This window comes from Saccharicrinis sp. GN24d3 (assembly GCF_052400645.1).
In the GTDB taxonomy this organism is placed as follows: Bacteria; Bacteroidota; Bacteroidia; order Bacteroidales; family Marinilabiliaceae; genus Saccharicrinis.
Genome location: NZ_JBQTGI010000002.1, coordinates 250,994 through 270,172, shown reverse-complemented (window position 1 = coordinate 270,172; position 19,179 = coordinate 250,994). Strand labels below are relative to the sequence as shown.

Below are 19,179 nucleotides of genomic sequence, written 5' to 3'. Positions count from 1 at the left end.
CAGTATATATGATATCCGATATGCTCATCATTGATCGCTGCAAGAGTGCTAAGCCATAACTAACCAATAACCGTTAACCGATAACTGAAATGTACGAATACATAAAAGGCCATATTGTAGAATCAAGTCCGGCACATTGTGTGGTGGAAAATAATGGATTGGGATATTTCATTAATATCTCTGTCAATACATATACCAAGCTTCAGAACCAAAAGGAGATTCAACTATACGTGTACGAGCAGATTCGAGAAGATGCACATAATCTTTATGGGTTCTACGAAACTTCTGAGCGTAACATTTTCATCCATTTGATTTCGGTAAGTGGTATTGGTGCTAATACAGCCCGCATGATGCTTTCGTCCATGTCTCCGGGAGAAATTCAGGAAGCCATTCTTACCGGTAATGTAAATGTGCTAAAAGGTATCAAGGGAATCGGAGCCAAAACAGCACAAAGGATTATTGTGGACTTGACCGACAAGTTAGGCAAAGAACCTGTTGACCAAAAAATATTTACCGAAGCAAACAATACAATAAAAGATGAGGCGTTATCTGCTTTAGTGATGTTAGGTTTTGTGAAAGGAGGCGCACAAAAAGTAATTGATAAAATATTAGCGGCACAACCTAATAGTAAAGTGGAGGACGTGATTAAAAAATCACTAAAAATGTTATAGGATTAGCCTAGGCGAAAAAGCTGCTCAAACCAATAGTAACCAGTACGATGCAAAAAAACTTTAACAAAGTTTTTCCATATATTTTAGCCGGTGTATTAGCACTCATATTAATGGTTGGCACAGGTTTTACTGATGCCCGTACCAATGATTTGAACGGGGAAGGTGTCAATGCTTTCATTCAACAGCCGGACACGCTAAAAAAAGGTACCCGTTTTGAACCCATCCAAAAAGAAAGCAACAATCCCTTTTTGGATCTGTCCCAACAAAAAGCCATAGATCTCCCCGATCCCGAAAATCTGCAATATATTACGGAGTATGATCCCAATACAGGTAAGGTTTATTTGTACCGAAGGATTGGTAATATGAACGTTAGGTTGCCATACTCCATGACTCTGGAAGAATATTTGGACGAGGAAACACGGAAGTCTATGATATCGTATTGGGAGACCAGGGCAAGCGCAGTGGACGAAAATGGTAAGTTTAGTATTTTTAATCCTGATGCAGTCCTTGGTGCTGAACTGGATAATCTTTTTGGTAGTAACCTGATAAACATTAAGCCACAAGGTACAGCCGAACTAACAATTGGTATATCCAATAATAAAACCGAAAACCCAACATTACAAGAAAACCTCAGGAACACAACGACTTTTGATTTTCAGGAGAAAATTCAGATGAATATTCAAGGTAGTATTGGCGACAAGCTTAAGCTTGGAATCAATTATAATACCGAGGCTACCTTTGAGTTCGAAAACGAGATGAAACTGGAGTATGAGGGTAAGGAAGATGATATCATTCAATCTATCGAGGCCGGTAATGTTTCCTTGCCTTTGCCTGGTACGCTTATTACGGGTAGCCAAAGTCTGTTTGGAGTGAAAACAGACTTGCAATTTGGCAAACTGAACGTAACCTCCATTTTTTCGCAACAAAAAGGGGAAACTTCGGTCATGGATATTGAGGGAGGTGCCCAGCAGCAGGAGTTTGAACTTGCCATTAATGAGTACGACAAAAACAGGCACTTCTTCCTATCTAACTATTTTAGGGATTTGTATAACGATGCCCAAAAGTACTACCCTATGGTTTCAAAAATAAACGTGAGCCGTGTGGAAGTATGGATTACAAATCGTGCAGGAGATTATGATGAAGCAAGGGATATTCTTGCTTTCATGGATATTGGGGAAACAGGAGGAAATTTATATAACACCACAGAATGGGGAACTGCAGCTTCTAACGCCCCGGATAATGATGCCAACGGATTGTACAGTAAAGTAACAAGTACGTACAGTGCGGTTAGGGATGTGAATCAGGTTACCCAGGTGTTCAACAGTGCAAACCTGGTCAGCGGAAGAGACTACGAAAAAATAGAGAATGCGAGATTGCTTTCTTCCTCGGAATATACGATTAACAGTAAATTAGGATTTATCTCGCTGAATATGTCACTAAATGCGGATGAAGTGTTAGCCGTGGCTTATGAGTTCGATTTTAACGGGGAAACTTTCCAGGTAGGTGAATTTGCCGGTGATGGTGTCGAATCTGACCAAACGCTGTTCTTAAAGATGCTGAAAAGTACCAACCTTACACCATCTGTTAAGCCAACCTGGGATTTGATGATGAAAAATATTTATGCCATTGGAGCTTATCAGGTGAATAAGGAGGACTTCCTTTTTGATGTGGTTTATGTAGATGATTCAACTGGTGCATACATTAATTATTTTCCTGAAGAAGGGCCTTTTGGAACTGGGGATGAGCTAAAACTGTTTTTGGATATCATGGAATTGGATAAGTTAAACTCCGTTTACGACCCTATTGCCGATGGTACCTTTGATTATATTGAAAGCCAAACCATATATGCTCAAAACGGTAGGGTAATATTCCCGGTTTTGGAGCCGTTTGGTACGCATTTGAACGATCTGTTACAGGGGTATCCCGACCTACAGGAGAAATATGTGTATCAGTCACTCTACGATTCTACACAAACACTGGCCACCCAGGAAGCCGAAAAAAATAAATTCCGATTAGCGGGTTCGTACAAATCAAGTAGCGGAAGTGAGATTTCTTTGAACGCACAAAATATTCCGCAAGGTTCGGTTATTGTAACTTCAGGAGGTATTAAACTGGTCGAAAATGTAGATTATACGGTTGATTACTCCTTTGGTACGGTTAAAATCATTAACCAGGGATTGTTAAGTAGTGGCTCGCCTATTCAGGTATCCTTGGAAAGCCAGAGTTTGTTTAACCTTCAGACCAAAACCCTGATGGGAACCCACATGAACTATCAGTTCAACGAGGATTTCAACGTGGGAGGTACTATCATGCATCTAAGAGAAAGGCCTCTGACCCAAAAAGTAAGTATCGGCGACGAACCTATCGCCAATACCATTTACGGATTTAACACCTCTTATTTTAGCGAGTCACAATGGCTGACCAACGTGTTAAATGCCATACCTTTACTGCAGGTTAAAGAACCTTCCAGTATTTCGTTTGAAGGCGAGTTTGCGCAGTTAATACCTGGCCATCCCGATGTGATTGAAGATGAAGGGGAGGCATACATCGATGATTTCGAGGGAACCAAGATTTCCATTGATATGCGCAACTGGACTGCCTGGAGTTTGGCGAGTACCCCGCAAGGACAAGATGTGTTCCCGAATGCCGGACTAATAAATGATTTAAGTGCAGGTTATCATCGGGCCAAAACAGCTTGGTATATAATCGACCCTCTTTTTTCACGGGAAAACACATACACACCAAGTCATATCCGAAACGATCTGGAGCTGCAATCGAATCATTTCTCCAGAGAGGTGTATATTGAGGAATTGTTTCCCGATCAGGACGTGGCCTATGGGACTCCCACAAATATCTCGGTTTTGAACCTGGCCTACTATCCAAAAGAAAGAGGGCCATATAATTTCGATACTAATTTAGAGGAAAATGGCGATTTGGCCGAGCCGGAAACGCGTTGGGGAGGCATTCAGCGCAGGGTAGAAACAAGTGACTTTGAAGCGGCGAACATTGAGTTTATCGAATTCTGGATGATGGACCCATTTGTATATAATCAAAATCCGGAAAAGGCCGGTGATTTATATTTTAACCTGGGTAATATTTCGGAGGACGTATTGAGCGATTCCAGGAAGTTCTTTGAACAAGGTATGCCGGGAGTGGATGGAGGCACAGACGTTGATACCACGGCCTGGGGACTTGTTCCTACGGTACAAAGTTTGATCAGCGCATTTAGTAATGAGGCGGATTCCAGGATAAAACAAGATATTGGTTTGGACGGTTTGACCAGTGAACAAGAAAGGACTTTTTACGAAAGTTATATCAATGAGATTGAGAACCTGAGGGCCACAGGTTCTATTACCGAAGAAGCGTACAACAACATTATAAATGACCCATCGGCGGATAACTACCATTATTACAGAGGTAGCGATTTTGATACTGATGAAGTAAATATCCTCGATAGATATAAAAACTTTAATGGCCCTGAGGGTAACTCTGTACCTTCTGAATATTCTCCCGAGTCGTATTCTACAGCTGCCATCTCATCACCTAACCAGGAAGATATCAACAGCGATAACACGCTGAGCGAAAACGAAAGCTATTTTCAGTATAAGGTACACCTCGACCCAAATGATATGACCGTGGGCAATAACTATATTGCAGATATTAGAGAGGCAGACGTTGAATTAGCAAACAGCAACACCGAAACCGTTAAATGGTATCAGTTTAGAATTCCGATATCCATACCGGATACAACGGTGGGTAGCATAGAAGATTTACGTTCGGTCAGATTTATGAGAATGTTCTTGCATGGTTTCCAGGATACCACAATTCTTCGGTTTGCAACTTTGGATTTAGTGAGGAGCGAATGGCGCAAATACTCTAATGATTTGGCTGAAACAAATGAAACGGTTTTAGCAAGTGATCTGACGACGTTTGAAACGGGAGCGGTTAACATAGAGGAAAATGCAAGCAGGTCACCTGTCAACTATGTTTTGCCGCCGGGGATAGATAGAATCATAGATCCTGCAAACCCCCAGTTAAGGGAGTTAAACGAGCAGTCAATCACTTTAAAGGTGACTGATATTGCCAAGAATGATCGACGTGCCGTATATAAAACCCTGAATTTGGATATGCTGCAGTATGGTCGATTAAAAATGGAGGTACATGCCGAGGAGTTTGAAGGAGAAGAGGGAAGCGTGGGCGACAATAACGTAAGGGCGTTTATCCGGATGGGTACCGATAGTAAAAACAACTACTATGAGTATGAGGTGCCCTTGGAAATGACGGCTCACGGAGCTACAGATGATGAGGAGGTCTGGCCAGAGAACAACCGTTTCGATTTTGCGCTCAGTGAACTTACAGACGCCAAGATAAAACGTAACAGCCAAACGGTAACAAGTGTGAACGAAGTATATATAACAAAAGACCAAGATAACAACAGAAACTGGGTTAAGGTGAAAGGTAATCCTAACCTAAGCAATATCCGCACCATTATGATCGGAGTAAGAAGCGTGGAGGACGATAAACTGGTTTCCTTTGAAACCTGGTTTAACGAATTGCGCCTAACCGATTTTAACGAAGAAGGAGGATGGGCAGCCAATGCGCGGATGAATATTAAATTATCGGACCTGGGAAACTTGTCGTTGGCTGGTAATACTTATACCACGGGTTTTGGAAGTATCGATAAAACGGTGTCGGAACGAAGCCAGGAAGATTTCTATCAATACGATATAGCCACTAACCTTGAGCTGGGTAAGTTTACTGGAGCCAAGTCGCGTTTGTCAATTCCTTTCTATTACGGGCACTCCAAGGAAGTAGCCACTCCCGAATATTATCCGCTGGATCCGGATATTAAGTTAGATGATGTTCTAGACAATGCCGAAGATGAAGCGGAAAGGGACAGTATTAAAAGGCTGTCGCAGGATGTGGTGACGCGGAAGAGTATCAACTTCACCAATGTACGCCTCAAACCCAAGGGCAACAAATCAAAAATATACGATGTGTCCAACTTAACGGCTACATACGCCTATAATATTACCACGTCGCGCGATGTTAATACCGAAGAAAAAATTGACAAGGATTACAGGGGCGTGCTATCGTATAATTTTAACAATCGACCTAAGGTGTTCGAACCCTTTAAAAAGAGTAAGGCCTTAAATGGAGAAGCATTAAAAATCATAAAGGACTTTAACTTTTATTTGATGCCTACGCAGATTTCGTACCGTAACGAAATAATTAGGAATTATACACAGCAACAACTCCGAAATGTGAATAACCCAACTTTTAAAATCCCAATATCAATCAGCAGGGACTTTAACTGGAACCGGTATTTCGACCTGAGGTACAACCTGACCAAGTCGTTGAAATTCGATTTTAATTCAACGACCAATGCCCGAATAGATGAACCGCTGAGTGTGTTGGTAGTTGATAAGGATTTAAAGGATGAATATGAACATTGGAAAGACTCGGTGATGTCCAATATTATGAATGGGGGACGGGTGACGAATTACCAGCACAATTTTAATGTAAGCTACAAATTGCCGGTCAATAAACTACCATATTTAAATTGGACTAGTTCAACTATTCGATATAGCGGCATGTATCGTTGGGAAACGGAACCACAAACCACCGATGGATCTATTGAGTGGGGTAACACAATTAGCAACTCCAACAATGTTCAGGGATCGGTGCAGTTGAATTTAAAAACACTTTATAACCGGTCAAAGTATTTAAAAGATCTCTCCAGAAAATATGGGGGCAGCAGCAGGAATCAGAAAAAGACTAGCAAGAAAACGGTTAGGTACAACAATGACAGAATCGACCTCAAAAAAGGAGTGCCTTATATCGTTAACCACAAGTTGAAGACAGAGGAAACGAGGCTTAGAGTGTACGATGCCAACGGAAGAACAGCCAGGGGGAAATCCAATAAAATCGACCAAAACAAAACCGAATTTATTCCTGATGCGGATTATAAGAATGCCAGGGTAATGGTTACGGGAACAAAGGAGGATAAATCAACGGTATTGGGAACCATAGTTGATTATTCGGCACTGCTTGCCACAGGTATTAAAAATATAAATTTGAATTATACCGAAACCAATGGTACTATATTGCCAGGTTACCTGCCATCATCTAAATTTATGGGTACCTCTTCTTTCAATGGGTATAGTGCACCAGGGTATGGCTTTATAGCAGGATGGCAAGATAGAGACTTTGCAAAGGATGCGGCGGAAAAGGGTTGGCTTACCACCGACACCATTAATCAAGCCTATGTGATGACGCATCAAGAGGATTTTACCGTTAAGTCCACCATTGAACCCATTCCCGGTTTGAGGATAGATCTTAGTGCCAACCGCAGGTACTCCAACAATATGAACGAGTATTATATGGCGGATGGTGGAGGGTTTAATGCGTCCAACATGCGCGAGAATGGTAGTTTTACCATGACTTTTAATATCATTAATACTGCTTTTGAAAAAGTAAGTAAAACAGGAACCTACGAATCGGAGACGTACAATAAGTTTTTGGAGAACCGACAAATTATTGCAGAAAGGTTGGCAAGCACACGTGTAGGAGCAACGGATATTCAGGGAGCCACGTTTGAAGATGGTTCGTTTAAATATGTGGGGCAAAATGATACATATTCCGCAGCTTGGGAAGAGGAAGACAGAAGTGGGGTCAACGGTTATGATTTAAATTCACAGGATGTTTTGATTCCTGCTTTTTTAGCTGCCTACAGTGGAAAGGATGCGAACAACATGTTCACCGATTTATTCCCTAATCTATTGAAAATGCACCCCAATTGGAGGGTGTCTTATAATGGTTTGTCAAAAATAAAGGTCCTCAAAAAATATGTTAAATCGTTTGATATATCACACAGTTACCGATCTACCTATAATGTTGGATCGTATGTTACCAATAGCGACTATAGCGAGGATGCTTCGGGCATTAGTTGGGTTAGGAATATTCAGGATGATTTTGTTTCGCAGTACCAGGTGAATTCAGTATCGCTTAGCGAGATGTTTACTCCGCTTATTGGTTTTAATATCACGTGGAAAAACAATATCACAACCAAATTTGAGAGTAAGCGTACGCGTACCATAAACCTTAGCTTAAGTAACAATCAAATTATCGAAAATCACAACAACGATTTAATTATTGGAGTAGGTTATCGTTTCGACAAGATGGACATGATTCTGGGAAGCAGGAGGGGCGCCAAAAAGTTGTCGAGCGACCTGGATTTAAGATTGGATTTCTCCATTAAGGACAATATTGCAATTTTCAGAAGAATAGAGGATGGGGTAAACCAGCTTACTTCGGGAAGAAAAATTAATACCTTAAAATTGACTGCGGATTATGTGCTTAGCGACCGATTTAATATGCAGGTGTTTTACGATAGAGCAGTTACCTCACCTTATATTTCGAGCTCTTACCCTACAACTAACAGTAACTTCGGAGTTAGTTTTAGATTCTCATTAACTCAATAAACAAAAACACGTTGTTCTTGTCAAAAGAACAACGTGTTTTTGTTTACGCTAGTTTTTGTCGATACGAGTAGACTTTTAACCCGCACTATGCATTAGAAAATCTATTACACATTGAAATTGTTTCAAAACAAGACACTCCGCTGCTTCACTTCAACTCACCATAACGATGCTTTGCCTCGTTTCAGTAAAGCCTGGTTTTATTGCACTTTCAATGTTCACGACGAAGTTCTAATGCATAATCCGGGTTTAATAATGTTTTGATCAGAAAAGTCAACTCATAGAAACTTAGTCCTTAATTGACAATGACTTCTGTCCATTAGCGATTGACTGGTTTAGGTCGACAGGTATCAGGTTTAATATTGGTTTTTACTTCCTTTAGCAGGAAGTTATTATTTCAAATAAGAGTTAAGCATCCAAAGCGTTTTTTCCGTTTCCGAAATATAATCGCTCATCAACGAAATTGTTCCTTCGTCATCAGCATCGCCGGCAAGTGCCAGTATCTCACGCTCTAGTCCTACCAATGTTGAGAAGTTTCGAACCACCACCTGAACGGCCTGAACTCCTTCGCTTATCCCTTTGGCCTCTTCCAGCGTTGAAGTTTGAATATAGGTGCTGAATGTATGTAGCGGTTCTCCTTCAAGAGTTAGTATTCGTTCTGCAATCTCATCTATCTTTTCTACGGCATCATTATAGTACTCTTCAAACTTGGCATGTAACTCAAAAAATGCTTTTCCTTTAATGTTCCAATGAAACCCTCTTAGGTTTTGGTAAAATACCTGATAGTTGGCTAATAACTCGTTTAATCTGTCTGCTAAAACTGCTGCTTTTACTTTGTCTAAACCAATTAAATTTTTCATGATATTATAAATTTTAGTTATTAATATTGATTGTTATTTTGAATTCTCTTTATATTACACCTCAAAGATGAAACAAATACATATATCAATCAAATTGATTGTATTTATGTATATATAGATAAAGTTTATATGTATTGATTATGATTAACATACATAACCTTAAGAGATCAAAAAAAGTATGATTACGATTACGCAGTTAGAATACGTTGTAGCAGTGGATACCTACCGGCACTTTGTTAAAGCCAGTGAAAAATGTTTTGTTTCGCAACCCACGCTAAGCATGCAGATAAAAAAGCTGGAAGATGAATTGGATGTGATGATTTTTGACCGTTCCAAACAACCGGTTGTCCCTACTCAGATTGGTGAGGTAATTATTGAGCAGGCCAGAAAGTCGCTTGCCGAAAACAAGCGAATTTATGAATTGGTCAAGGAGCATAAAGATGTGGTGGAAGGTGAGTTGGTGATTGGCATTATTCCTTCGCTGGCACCTTATCTATTGCCGTTGTTTGCGGGGTCTTTCTCCCGGGAATACCCGAATGTCAAGCTTAAGATAATGGAATTGCTCTCGGAAGATATTATCGGCCAGTTAAATAAGGATTTGTTGGATGTAGGGTTGCTGGTAACTCCACTACATGAAAATGGAATCCAAGAAAAAACCATTTTTTATGAGCGTATGTTTTTATATGTTAATAATAAGCATCAGTTGGCCCCAAAGTCAAAGGTAGAGCCGGCCGAAATAGCAGGAGAGGGCTTGTGGTTGCTGAGTCAAGGACACTGTTTCAGGAGCCAGGTGGTAAATCTTTGTTCTTTTCACGACAAAATAAAAAATGAAATATCTATTAATTACGAAAGCGGTTCGTTGGAAACCATCAAAAAACTGGTGGAGAAAGAGGGAGGATATACCTTGCTGCCTGAATTGTCTATTGATGATAACGTATTAAACAACCGATATGCGCAGGTGAAAAATATTGGGGAGAGTGATCCGTTGCGTGAAGTGAGTATGGTATATTCGCGTACTTTTGCCAAGCAAAAACTGTTGAACTTATTGTACGAACACATCAAAATGTCTATCCCGGAGCATCTGCTCAACCAAACCGACGGTCATATAGTGGAATGGCGAAATTAAGCCGTTTCAGGACACCTACCGCTACATAAAGATATTTAACAGATAGTGAAGATTTAGGGGTTTAAATATTATTTTAGGGATCATTGGCTTTCTCCGAAAAATTCAACCTATGACGAAGTACCCGACAGGTACTTATGTTTTTTTAATGTTTAATACTTTGTGCCCATGTCATTTCAACTATCTTCGCATCCAAATTTTATCCTGTGAACTGGTTTCAAGCTAAAGCATACTTAAAATATATTTTTAAGAAAAAACATTGGAGAGAAGGCGATTTTATATCCTCTGTTGCCAGGGATATTGCTCATTTCATTATCTACAACAATTACCCTTTTTACCGTTTTGAGGATATCAACGACATTAGAAATGATGTACTGCAATCGAAGCAAAAGGTTGAAGTAAGGGATTTTGGAGCTGGTTCAAAAAAGTTCAGGAGTAACCACCGCGCCCTTCGTCATTTGGTTAAATATAATGCATCGCCACAAAAACAAGGAGAACTTATTTTTCGCTTTGCAAGTTATTTCAAGCCCAATAATATAATTGAGTTAGGAACCTCGCTGGGATTGGGAACAATGTACCTTGCCTTGCCTAATTCTCAAACCAAAGTATATACCATTGAAGGCTGTCCTAAAGTTTCCAATATAGCTAATCGGCTTTTGGGCTGCGCTGGGGCCAATAATGTAATTCAACATGTAGGCCCCTTCCGGGAGGAATTGCCTAAGGTGTTAGCCTCGGTTGATCAGGTAGGAATGGTGTACTTCGATGGGCACCACGCTTATCAGCCTACCCTGGATTATTTTCATTTATGCTTGCCCAAAGCAACAGAAGCGTCAGTATTTATTTTCGACGATATATATTGGTCCAGGGAAATGGCCAAGGCATGGAATGAAATCAGTGCTCATCCTTCAGTTTCACTCTCTTTTGATTTTTTCAGGTTTGGTGTTCTGGTATTGAACGTACCTCACGTCGAAGAGCATTGTGTAATAAAAAGTATTTGAGCGGTCATTTGTGCCTATTGGTTATAATCTTTTAACCCGGATTATCATTCGGCTGAAGCAACGAAGTGTCTTGTTTTGTGGTTATTTCGATATGTGATACCAGCCAGCAGGCAAGCTGGTATTTCCTGATGTATATGTATGGTTCAACCCGAACAATAAATATTCAAATCATTCTCCACATCAACCATAAAAAATTATCTTTGTTATAACCAAAAGGAGCATATTACCTATGAATGAGAATATCATCGAAATCAGTAGAATCACCAAACATTACCAGGTAGGAACACAAGTTGTTAAGGCTTTACAGGGTATCGACCTGGAGATTAAAAAAGGTGAATACGTCGCTATTATGGGGCCGTCAGGTTCCGGTAAATCCACGTTAATGAACGTTATTGGTGCTTTGGATACACCTACGGGAGGGACATACGTGTTAAACGGAACCGATGTGAGCCATTTGAACGACGATAAATTGGCCGAAATCAGGAACAAAGAAATAGGTTTTGTGTTTCAAACGTTTAATTTGTTGCCAAGATATTCTGCGCTTGAAAATGTGATGCTTCCGCTGATTTATGCAGGCATCTCAAAACAAGAGCGATTAAAAAAAGGAGAGGATGTTGTCAGGAAAGTTGGATTGGAAGACCGAGCCGCTCACAAACCCAATGAGCTTTCGGGCGGGCAGCGCCAGAGGGTTGCCGTTGCCAGAGCATTGATAAACAATCCCTCCATCATATTGGCCGATGAGCCAACCGGTAACCTGGATTCGAAAACATCGGTTGATATTATGCGCTTGTTTGGGGATATCCATTCTATGGGTAACACCATCATTTTAGTAACGCACGAAGAGGAAATAGCCCAATATGCACACAGGGTTATTCGATTACGTGACGGTGTAATTGAATCAGATACTAAAAATGAAAACATTTCGGTATCCGAAGTGTTATAGAAATCTTGAAATAAACCATTAAATTATAGTGGTGTCAGTTGGAGCTATTTGTGCAACAGGGCGCGATTTGCAAATAAATTGATTGCAGGTGCCTTGTAAATAAGTTTATTGTTTTTGATCTAAAGCCCAATGATCCATTTAATGTTCGAGATATAATAATTGATCTTGCTTTCCGTCGTTAATAGGTGGTAGGTTCCGGTAATGGATAATATATATGACATGAGTAAAAGTTTAGTTTATACAAAAACAGGTGACAAAGGAAAAACCAGTTTGATAGGTGGCACGCGAGTTGCAAAAAATCACTACAGGCTCGAAGCTTATGGAACGGTTGATGAGTTGAATACTTTTATTGGGATGATTCGTTCCTATGAAGTGGATAAGGCGACAGAAAATCAAATTATCGATATTCAGAAAAAATTGTTTGTGATAGGGGCCTATTTGGCAACAGATTCCAATGTTACAGACTTGAGGGACAAGTTGAATTACGACGAGAGCATTATTGAAGCCCTGGAGAAGGAAATGGACAGGATGGAAAGTGATTTACCTCCTATGAAGTACTTTGTTCTGCCGGGAGGTCATCCCGGCGTCAGTTATTGCCATATTTCAAGAACGATTTGCCGAAGGGCTGAAAGAAGAATTCTTGACATGGCAGATCAATCCGAAGTGAACCCTTGGGTAATTAGGTACGTAAATAGACTTTCGGACTATTTGTTTGTTTTATCGCGTCATTTGTCAAAACATTGCGGTGTAAATGAAATTCCTTGGGTTCCCGAGTTGTAGGTTATTACTTTTTTTTTATATTCGCAGAAAATATAAAAATATATTTAACAAATAATAAATAAAAATTCAGGGTATGTATTGGACACTAGAATTAGCATCAAAATTAGAGGATGCACCCTGGCCGGCATCTAAGGACGAGTTAATCGATTTCGCAATTCGTTCGGGGGCACCATTAGAAGTTATTGAAAATCTTCAGGAGATAGAGGATGAAGGTGATCTATACGAAACTATTGAAGATATTTGGCCTGACTATCCTAGCAAGGATGATTTTTTCTTTAACGAAGATGAGTATTAACACATCAGGGACTTATGAGATTAAAAACGTCTTGGATTAATTATCTAAGGCGTTTTTTGTTTTTTAAAAGATAGAAGACTCTGTTTTTGTGGTAAACGCTTCCAGAAATTTCATGCCTCGGTACGAATTGCCTTTGGCATTTAACTTAGGACTCCACACGGCTATGCTGTATTTATCAGGAAAGACAGCGATAATTCCTCCTCCTACGCCACTCTTGCCCGGAAGTCCTACCGTGAAGGAAAACTCACCCGATTCGTCATAAAAACCGCAAGTTTGCAACAAGGCATTCACTCTTTTTGCTTTGCTCATATTTAGGATTCGTTCGCCTTTTGTATTACGGAAATGGTCATCCGCCAAAAATAAAAACGTTTGTGCCAGCTCTTGGCAGGTCATTTCTAAAGAGCACATGGTAAAGTAAAAATCCAGCACTCTTTCGGGTTCGTTTAGCACGTTGCCAAACGATTTTATAAAGTTGCAGATAGCTATGTTTCTGTAACCCACCGATTTTTCCGATTTGGCAATGGAGAGGTTATAGTCGATTTTGTTATCGTTGTTAATCTCTCGTATAAAGCGCAGGAATTCTGCTTCAGGATTTTTAAACTCACCCACGAGCATATCGGCAATAACCAGGGCGCCCCCGTTGTTAAAGGGATTACGTGGTATACCTTTGTTCAGCTCCAGTTGTACCAGGGAATTGAAGGCCGTTCCTGAGGGTTCGACACCTACCCGCTCCCATATTTTTGACCCCCAGAGTTTAAAGGCCAAACTTAAGGAAAGTACCTTGGCAATACTCTGGATAGAAAATTGGGTATACCGGTCGCCAATGCCAAATTCCTGTTGGTCGATGGTAATAAGGTGAATTCCAAAGTTTTCCGGATCTACCTTGGCCAGTTCAGGAATATAGGAAGCTGCCTCTCCCTCGTCTTTTCCAGACTTAATTTGGTGGTAGGTATCGTTAATGATTTGCTGATAGGGCATAGCGAATAAATATGTATGGACTAATTACACCAATATCAGCAATAAAAAAAATGACGAATGTGGGAAAAAAGCATGAAAGATGGATTTTGTTTCCATGCATTAAAACCTGGATTATGTATTAAAGGTACGTAATGAGTATTTAAAATACGATAAAACAAGGAGTTGCTGAAACGAGGCATAGCACCGCTCTGGTGAGTTGAAGCAACTCCGTGAAACGCCTTGTTTGGAAGTAGTTTAATTGCGTAACAGGATTTCTAATGCATATTGCGGGTAAAATGGATCTGGTTAGTTAAGGCTTCATCAAAAAGCTTCGCTTTGTCTAATAGAGTTTGGACAGTCTCTTACCAAATGCAATAAGTCAGAATTGGTTGCTTCTTATCGTCAGTTAAATAATTTTGAAAATAGCGCGCTTTTCTAATTGTAACATATGAGTATATGTTATGTAACTATGGATTCCTGATATTTCTGTATCTTCGTTTTTTCAAACTATTCGCATTGGAAAAATACCTTCAAATATTAAAAAAATACTGGGGCTACGATGGTTTTAGAGCCATGCAGGATCAGATAGTGCAGGCTATAGGTGATGGTAAAGATACCTTGGGATTATTGCCAACAGGAGGTGGAAAGTCTATCACTTTTCAGGTTCCGGCAATGACCAAAGAAGGTATTTGTTTGGTGGTGACTCCGTTGGTGGCACTGATGAAAGACCAGGTAACTAATTTGCGAAAAAAGAATATTAAGGCAGTGGCTGTTTATTCGGGTTTAAGCAGGCGTGAAATTAATATTGCCTATGATAATTGTATCTTTGGGGATTATAAATTTTTATACCTATCACCCGAGCGCTTGTTAACTCCTTTGTTCCTGGAAAAGTTGGTGCATTTTAATGTGAGCATGATTGTGGTGGATGAGGCTCATTGTATCAGTCAGTGGGGATACGACTTTAGACCTTCTTATCTTAAAATAGCAGAACTACGAAAGGAAGTCCCCGGTGTTCCGGTATTGGCATTGACAGCTACCGCAACACCTCAAATAGTTGAAGATATTCAGGAACGCCTATTGTTCGCTAAGAAGAATGTTGTTCAGAAAAGCTTTGAGCGGGAGAATCTGGCCTACATTGTCCGTCAAACAGATGATAAATTAAATCAATTAGTCAAAATAGTAAAGTCTATTGACGGATGTACGATTGTTTTTGTTCGTAACAGAAAAAAGACCAAGGAATATGCCTTGTGGTTAAGGGAGAATGGTATCAGAGCCCATAACTTTCATGCAGGATTAACGCATGAATCAAAGGACAGGCGGCAGAAAGAATGGATGAACGATGAGGTGCAGGTGATGGTTTGTACCAATGCTTTTGGAATGGGGATTGACAAACCGGATGTTCGTCTGGTAGTTCATATGGATGCACCGGATTCTATAGAGGCTTACTTTCAGGAAGCAGGAAGGGCAGGAAGGGATGGTCAAAAAGCTTATGCGGTTCAGCTATGGTCAGCGGGGGATAAAACCAGGTTAAAGAAAAATGTTACCGTGTCGTTCCCTGAGAAAGATGTTGTTTTTAGGGTGTACAATGCCTTGGGTAATTTTTTTCAACTGGCGACCGGACATGGTGAGGAGATGGTGTACGACTTTGATATGGTACAGTTTTGTAAAGCCTACCATTTTAATTTGCTCACCGTTTTTAATAGCCTTAAAATATTGCAACGTGCCGGTTATATTGAATATAGCGAAGAGGTAAACCTGCCATCGCGGGCGCATTTTTTGGTTCAGAAGATGGAATTGTATAATTTTCAGGTGAAAAATGAACAGTTTAATTCCTTTATTAAACTGCTGTTGCGCTCTTATACAGGATTCTTTACAGAGTACGTGGTCATTAACGAACAGTTGCTGGCTCAGCGTGCCAACGTTTCCGTCGATTTGGTTTATCAGTATTTAAACAAGTTAAATCACCTTAAAATTATTCATTATATCCCCCAAAAAAAGACACCACTGATTCAATATATTCGCCCCCGCGAGGAAATCCGATATCTGAAGTTGCCCCATGAAGTGTATCGTGACCGTAAAAAACAATATGAGGAACGGGTGAAAGCTGTTATCGACTATTCTGAATTTTCCCATATATGCCGAAGTCGCTTTTTGCTTCATTATTTTGGCCAGATAAACACCAGGGACTGTGGCCAATGTGACGTGTGCATCGAAAAGAAGAAAAGAGGATTGGATAGCAAGCAGGCCGACGAAATTGAAACCAAACTAAAAGAAATTTTATCCAGCCCAAAATCCTATCATGAAATTGAGAATATAATTAAGATCCCAGAAAAAAAATGGCTGGATATTTTTAATTGGTTAGCAGATAATGAGATAATATATCCCGATGATCATGAAAAATGGCAACTGAAGAAAAGTTAAACCCGGATTATGTATTGGAGGTTCGTCATGAGCATTGCAAGAACAATGAAACAAGGCATAACTTGTCCCGATTACTTTCGGGAGCATCGTTCTGGTGAGTTGAAGTGATGCAACGAAGTGTCTTGTTCTAAAGTAATTTCAATGTGTAATAGAATTTCTAATGCATATTGCGGGTTAAAGTGGTTTGGCTTCGGTATTACCTACCTTGTTTACTTTTGGGCAGCAGATATTTCTGCAACCTTTAAAAGCACATAGCCGGTTATAACGGCCACCGTAGCTACACCAGTCATAAAATTTCCAAAATCAGTTGTTTTTGAGTTGTAAAAAGTATCTTCCCTGTTTTTTACATTTCCTGAGGTAGTCCTGAATATGCTTGAAACCCAGAATTCATTACTGGCACAGTATTTATTGTTTGCATCAATATCGTCAGAATAGGTAATGATACATCTAAATTTAAATGGAGAAGTTTCACGTATAAATAAATGTTCTTTAATAGTTAAAGGTTCCGAATTTGCTAAGATAACATTTGTTCTGAGTGTTGAATCTTTGCTAATTGTTTTGAGAAATTGGTTCTGACCCAGATCATAATAAATGGAAAACTGTGACTTTGTTGGGATATACTCATTGCTATTGGCGCGTGCAGAGGTTAAATTGTTGATAGTCGTACTGCTAGTAAAAGTACCATCACCATCAATATATTCTTCTGTTAGTCCGGATAGATCGCCCGCCCCCCATACTTGAGAGTTTAAGGAAGTAGTAATGCCATTTACCACAACGGATGATTGATTCCAGTTTATAAAAATCGGCTTGTCCAGTTTGTTGAATATATCAATGGTCATGAGTGCTCCCTTGCCAGCAAAAGAATAAACGATTTGGAGGGTGTCGTTCTCGTAAAAGAAATCATTGAATTGCGATGTAGGCAGATCGCTGCTTAATGTGGAATATTGATAGGCCGTACAGGAACTGAGTAGTGTTGTCAATATTACAATAAGGGCAAGGTAAATGAGTAAAGATGTTCTCATGTTAAATGCTTGTTTAGGTGGTTGATAAAAATATTACTTGGGCAAGCAAAATGTATTAGGGACATCTTTTGGGGGCTTGTCCATGCCAGGTTATTCTTTTTCAAACAATCACTATGCCAATATTTTTAATATGGTGCTGAATTGACCACTATTTTTATGTTTCCTGGGCAATGCGAATCGACTAATATTTTTATGATCCTTTATTTTCGGTTTAATTTGTTAATTTTGCGAACTATTGTATATATCAATAAAACGATATACTGGTTGTGATGAGTATAGTACTTGGTTCATTTCTTAATGTGGATACCGATATGGGCAAGTATTTATCTCTTATCTTATTAAAAAATGGAAGAAGAATTAAACCATATAGTCTTTTCAAAAAACGTGCTCGAATTTGTGACTGTCGGTAATGAGTACTGTAATCAATTGGAAAGTGCCGAAGAACTGTCTACCCGGGAACTTTTTACGGTAATGACCCGTATACTGCCATTGTTGTATATAAAAGCTGTGGTTTTGCCAAAAACGGAGTTTGGATTGGACGAAAGTATTGAGAAAACGGTAAGGGAAGAAGATTATATAAGGATTCAGCATGTTCTGTTGAACAAGTTTGGGCAATTCGATGATTTTTTAGAAGTGTTTGTTCCCGATAATGAGCAGGACCAACGGGATGTAGCTTCAAGTATTTCCGAAAATCTGACAGATATCTACCAGGATGTAAAAGATTTTCTATTTGCATACAGGATAGGAGTAACAGAAATAATGAACGATGCATTGGCAGAGTTGGTAAATTCATTCGAGTTATATTGGGGACAAAAGCTGGTGAACGTGCTTAGGGCATGTCACAACGTTTTATATAGCGATAAAGATTTGGATGAAGAGGCAGGGTTTGATATGAATAGCAGTGGAGAGAGAGAAAATACGAACAATTGGTTCAATAGATTTCAGGACCAATGGCAGGAAGGGGAGGATTAAATGGAAAGAGAAGATAATTTAATAAAAAATACAATTACAAACGAAGCGCTTAATGATTTACCTTTGCATTCGTACAAAGGAGAGATTGTAGTGGTGGAGAATACTGAAGATATTCCTCAGGTAATCAGGGAAATTAATGGAGAAAAGGTACTGGGCTTCGATACCGAAACCCGTCCTTCGTTTAAAAAAGGAAAAACCAACCTCATTTCTTTGATCCAACTGACCACCGAAAAATCCACCTATTTAATACGTACCAATAAAACGGGAGTAACCTCGGATCTGCTTCATTTGTTGAGTAACGAAAAGGTTAAAAAGGTTGGTGTTGGAATCAGGGACGATATAAGGGGTTTGCAAAAATTGAAAGAATTCACGCCTGGCGGGTTTGTAGAGTTGCAAACCATGGCGGTGGATAAAGGGCTCAAGGATTTTTCGCTGAAGAAGTTAGCGGGTATTCTGTTGGAGTTCAGAGTCTCAAAACGACAGCGCCTGTCCAATTGGGAAGCGGATCAGTTGACACAAGGTCAAATGGTTTATGCCGCAACCGATTCGTGGGTTGCACTTGAAATATTTAAAAAACTGAATCATTTGGATTCAAGTAAAATAATTGATGTGGATACTGCAAGCGTCAATAATCAATCTTAAATAATAACAATCAT

13 protein-coding genes are annotated in these 19,179 nt (G+C 39.7%); 10 read left to right on the top strand and 3 right to left on the bottom strand.

Features of this window, described 5'->3' with window-relative positions; genetic code table 11:
• Positions 1 to 89: 89 nt before the first annotated feature.
• Together ruvA and sov are read left to right on the top strand one after the other, a co-directional pair.
• Positions 90 to 671, top strand: coding sequence for a Holliday junction branch migration protein RuvA (gene ruvA, locus ACT29I_RS03595; RefSeq protein ID WP_444792704.1), 582 nt, complete (start codon positions 90 to 92; stop codon positions 669 to 671).
• Between the two features lie 47 nt (positions 672 to 718).
• Positions 719 to 8,155 carry a T9SS outer membrane translocon Sov/SprA gene (gene sov / locus ACT29I_RS03590; protein ID WP_444792703.1) on the top strand — a complete coding sequence of 2,479 codons (7,437 nt, stop codon included), beginning with the start codon at positions 719 to 721 and terminating at the stop codon, positions 8,153 to 8,155.
• A gap of 389 nt (positions 8,156 to 8,544) precedes the next feature.
• On the opposite strand, the gene ACT29I_RS03585 is transcribed toward sov, so the two are convergent.
• Positions 8,545 to 9,012 carry a Dps family protein gene (locus tag ACT29I_RS03585; RefSeq protein ID WP_444792702.1) on the bottom strand — a complete coding sequence of 156 codons (468 nt, stop codon included), beginning with the start codon at positions 9,010 to 9,012 and terminating at the stop codon, positions 8,545 to 8,547.
• A 178-nt stretch (positions 9,013 to 9,190) separates the two neighbouring features.
• On the opposite strand from ACT29I_RS03585, the gene ACT29I_RS03580 reads away from it, so the two are divergent.
• From ACT29I_RS03580 to ACT29I_RS03560, 5 genes are all read left to right on the top strand, one after another.
• Entirely contained in the window at positions 9,191 to 10,138 is a 948-nt protein-coding gene (locus ACT29I_RS03580) for a hydrogen peroxide-inducible genes activator (RefSeq protein WP_430935685.1), read from the top strand.
• A gap of 203 nt (positions 10,139 to 10,341) precedes the next feature.
• On the top strand, positions 10,342 to 11,133 hold the full coding sequence (locus tag ACT29I_RS03575; protein WP_430935683.1) for an O-methyltransferase: 792 nt from the start codon (positions 10,342 to 10,344) through the stop codon (positions 11,131 to 11,133).
• Positions 11,134 to 11,362: 229 nt separating this feature from the next.
• Entirely contained in the window at positions 11,363 to 12,076 is a 714-nt protein-coding gene (locus ACT29I_RS03570; protein WP_444792701.1) for an ABC transporter ATP-binding protein, read from the top strand.
• 219 nt (positions 12,077 to 12,295) lie between these two features.
• A complete protein-coding gene (locus ACT29I_RS03565) occupies positions 12,296 to 12,856 on the top strand; it encodes a cob(I)yrinic acid a,c-diamide adenosyltransferase (RefSeq protein WP_430935679.1) in 561 nt (186 codons plus the stop codon).
• A 73-nt stretch (positions 12,857 to 12,929) separates the two neighbouring features.
• Entirely contained in the window at positions 12,930 to 13,151 is a 222-nt protein-coding gene (locus ACT29I_RS03560) for a DUF2795 domain-containing protein (protein WP_430935677.1), read from the top strand.
• A gap of 63 nt (positions 13,152 to 13,214) precedes the next feature.
• Here the strand turns inward: ACT29I_RS03560 and ACT29I_RS03555 are convergent, their stop codons facing one another.
• Positions 13,215 to 14,129 (bottom strand): glutaminase, encoded by a 915-nt coding sequence (locus tag ACT29I_RS03555; RefSeq protein ID WP_444792700.1) that lies wholly within the window; start codon positions 14,127 to 14,129, stop codon positions 13,215 to 13,217.
• Between the two features lie 495 nt (positions 14,130 to 14,624).
• Between ACT29I_RS03555 and ACT29I_RS03550 the strand changes: the two genes are divergently transcribed.
• Positions 14,625 to 16,529, top strand: a complete 1,905-nt coding sequence (locus ACT29I_RS03550) for a RecQ family ATP-dependent DNA helicase (protein WP_430935673.1) — start codon at positions 14,625 to 14,627, stop codon at positions 16,527 to 16,529.
• Between the two features lie 209 nt (positions 16,530 to 16,738).
• On the opposite strand, the gene ACT29I_RS03545 is transcribed toward ACT29I_RS03550, so the two are convergent.
• The gene (locus ACT29I_RS03545) at positions 16,739 to 17,551 is read right to left on the bottom strand and encodes a hypothetical protein (RefSeq protein WP_430936689.1); all 813 of its coding nucleotides are present in this window, start codon (positions 17,549 to 17,551) and stop codon (positions 16,739 to 16,741) included.
• A 345-nt stretch (positions 17,552 to 17,896) separates the two neighbouring features.
• Between ACT29I_RS03545 and ACT29I_RS03540 the strand changes: the two genes are divergently transcribed.
• Complete coding sequence (locus ACT29I_RS03540; RefSeq protein WP_430936687.1) at positions 17,897 to 18,523, top strand: DUF5063 domain-containing protein; 627 nt, start codon at positions 17,897 to 17,899, stop codon at positions 18,521 to 18,523.
• Complete coding sequence (locus ACT29I_RS03535) at positions 18,524 to 19,165, top strand: 3'-5' exonuclease (protein ID WP_430936685.1); 642 nt, start codon at positions 18,524 to 18,526, stop codon at positions 19,163 to 19,165.
• The last annotated feature ends 14 nt before the right edge of the window (positions 19,166 to 19,179 follow it).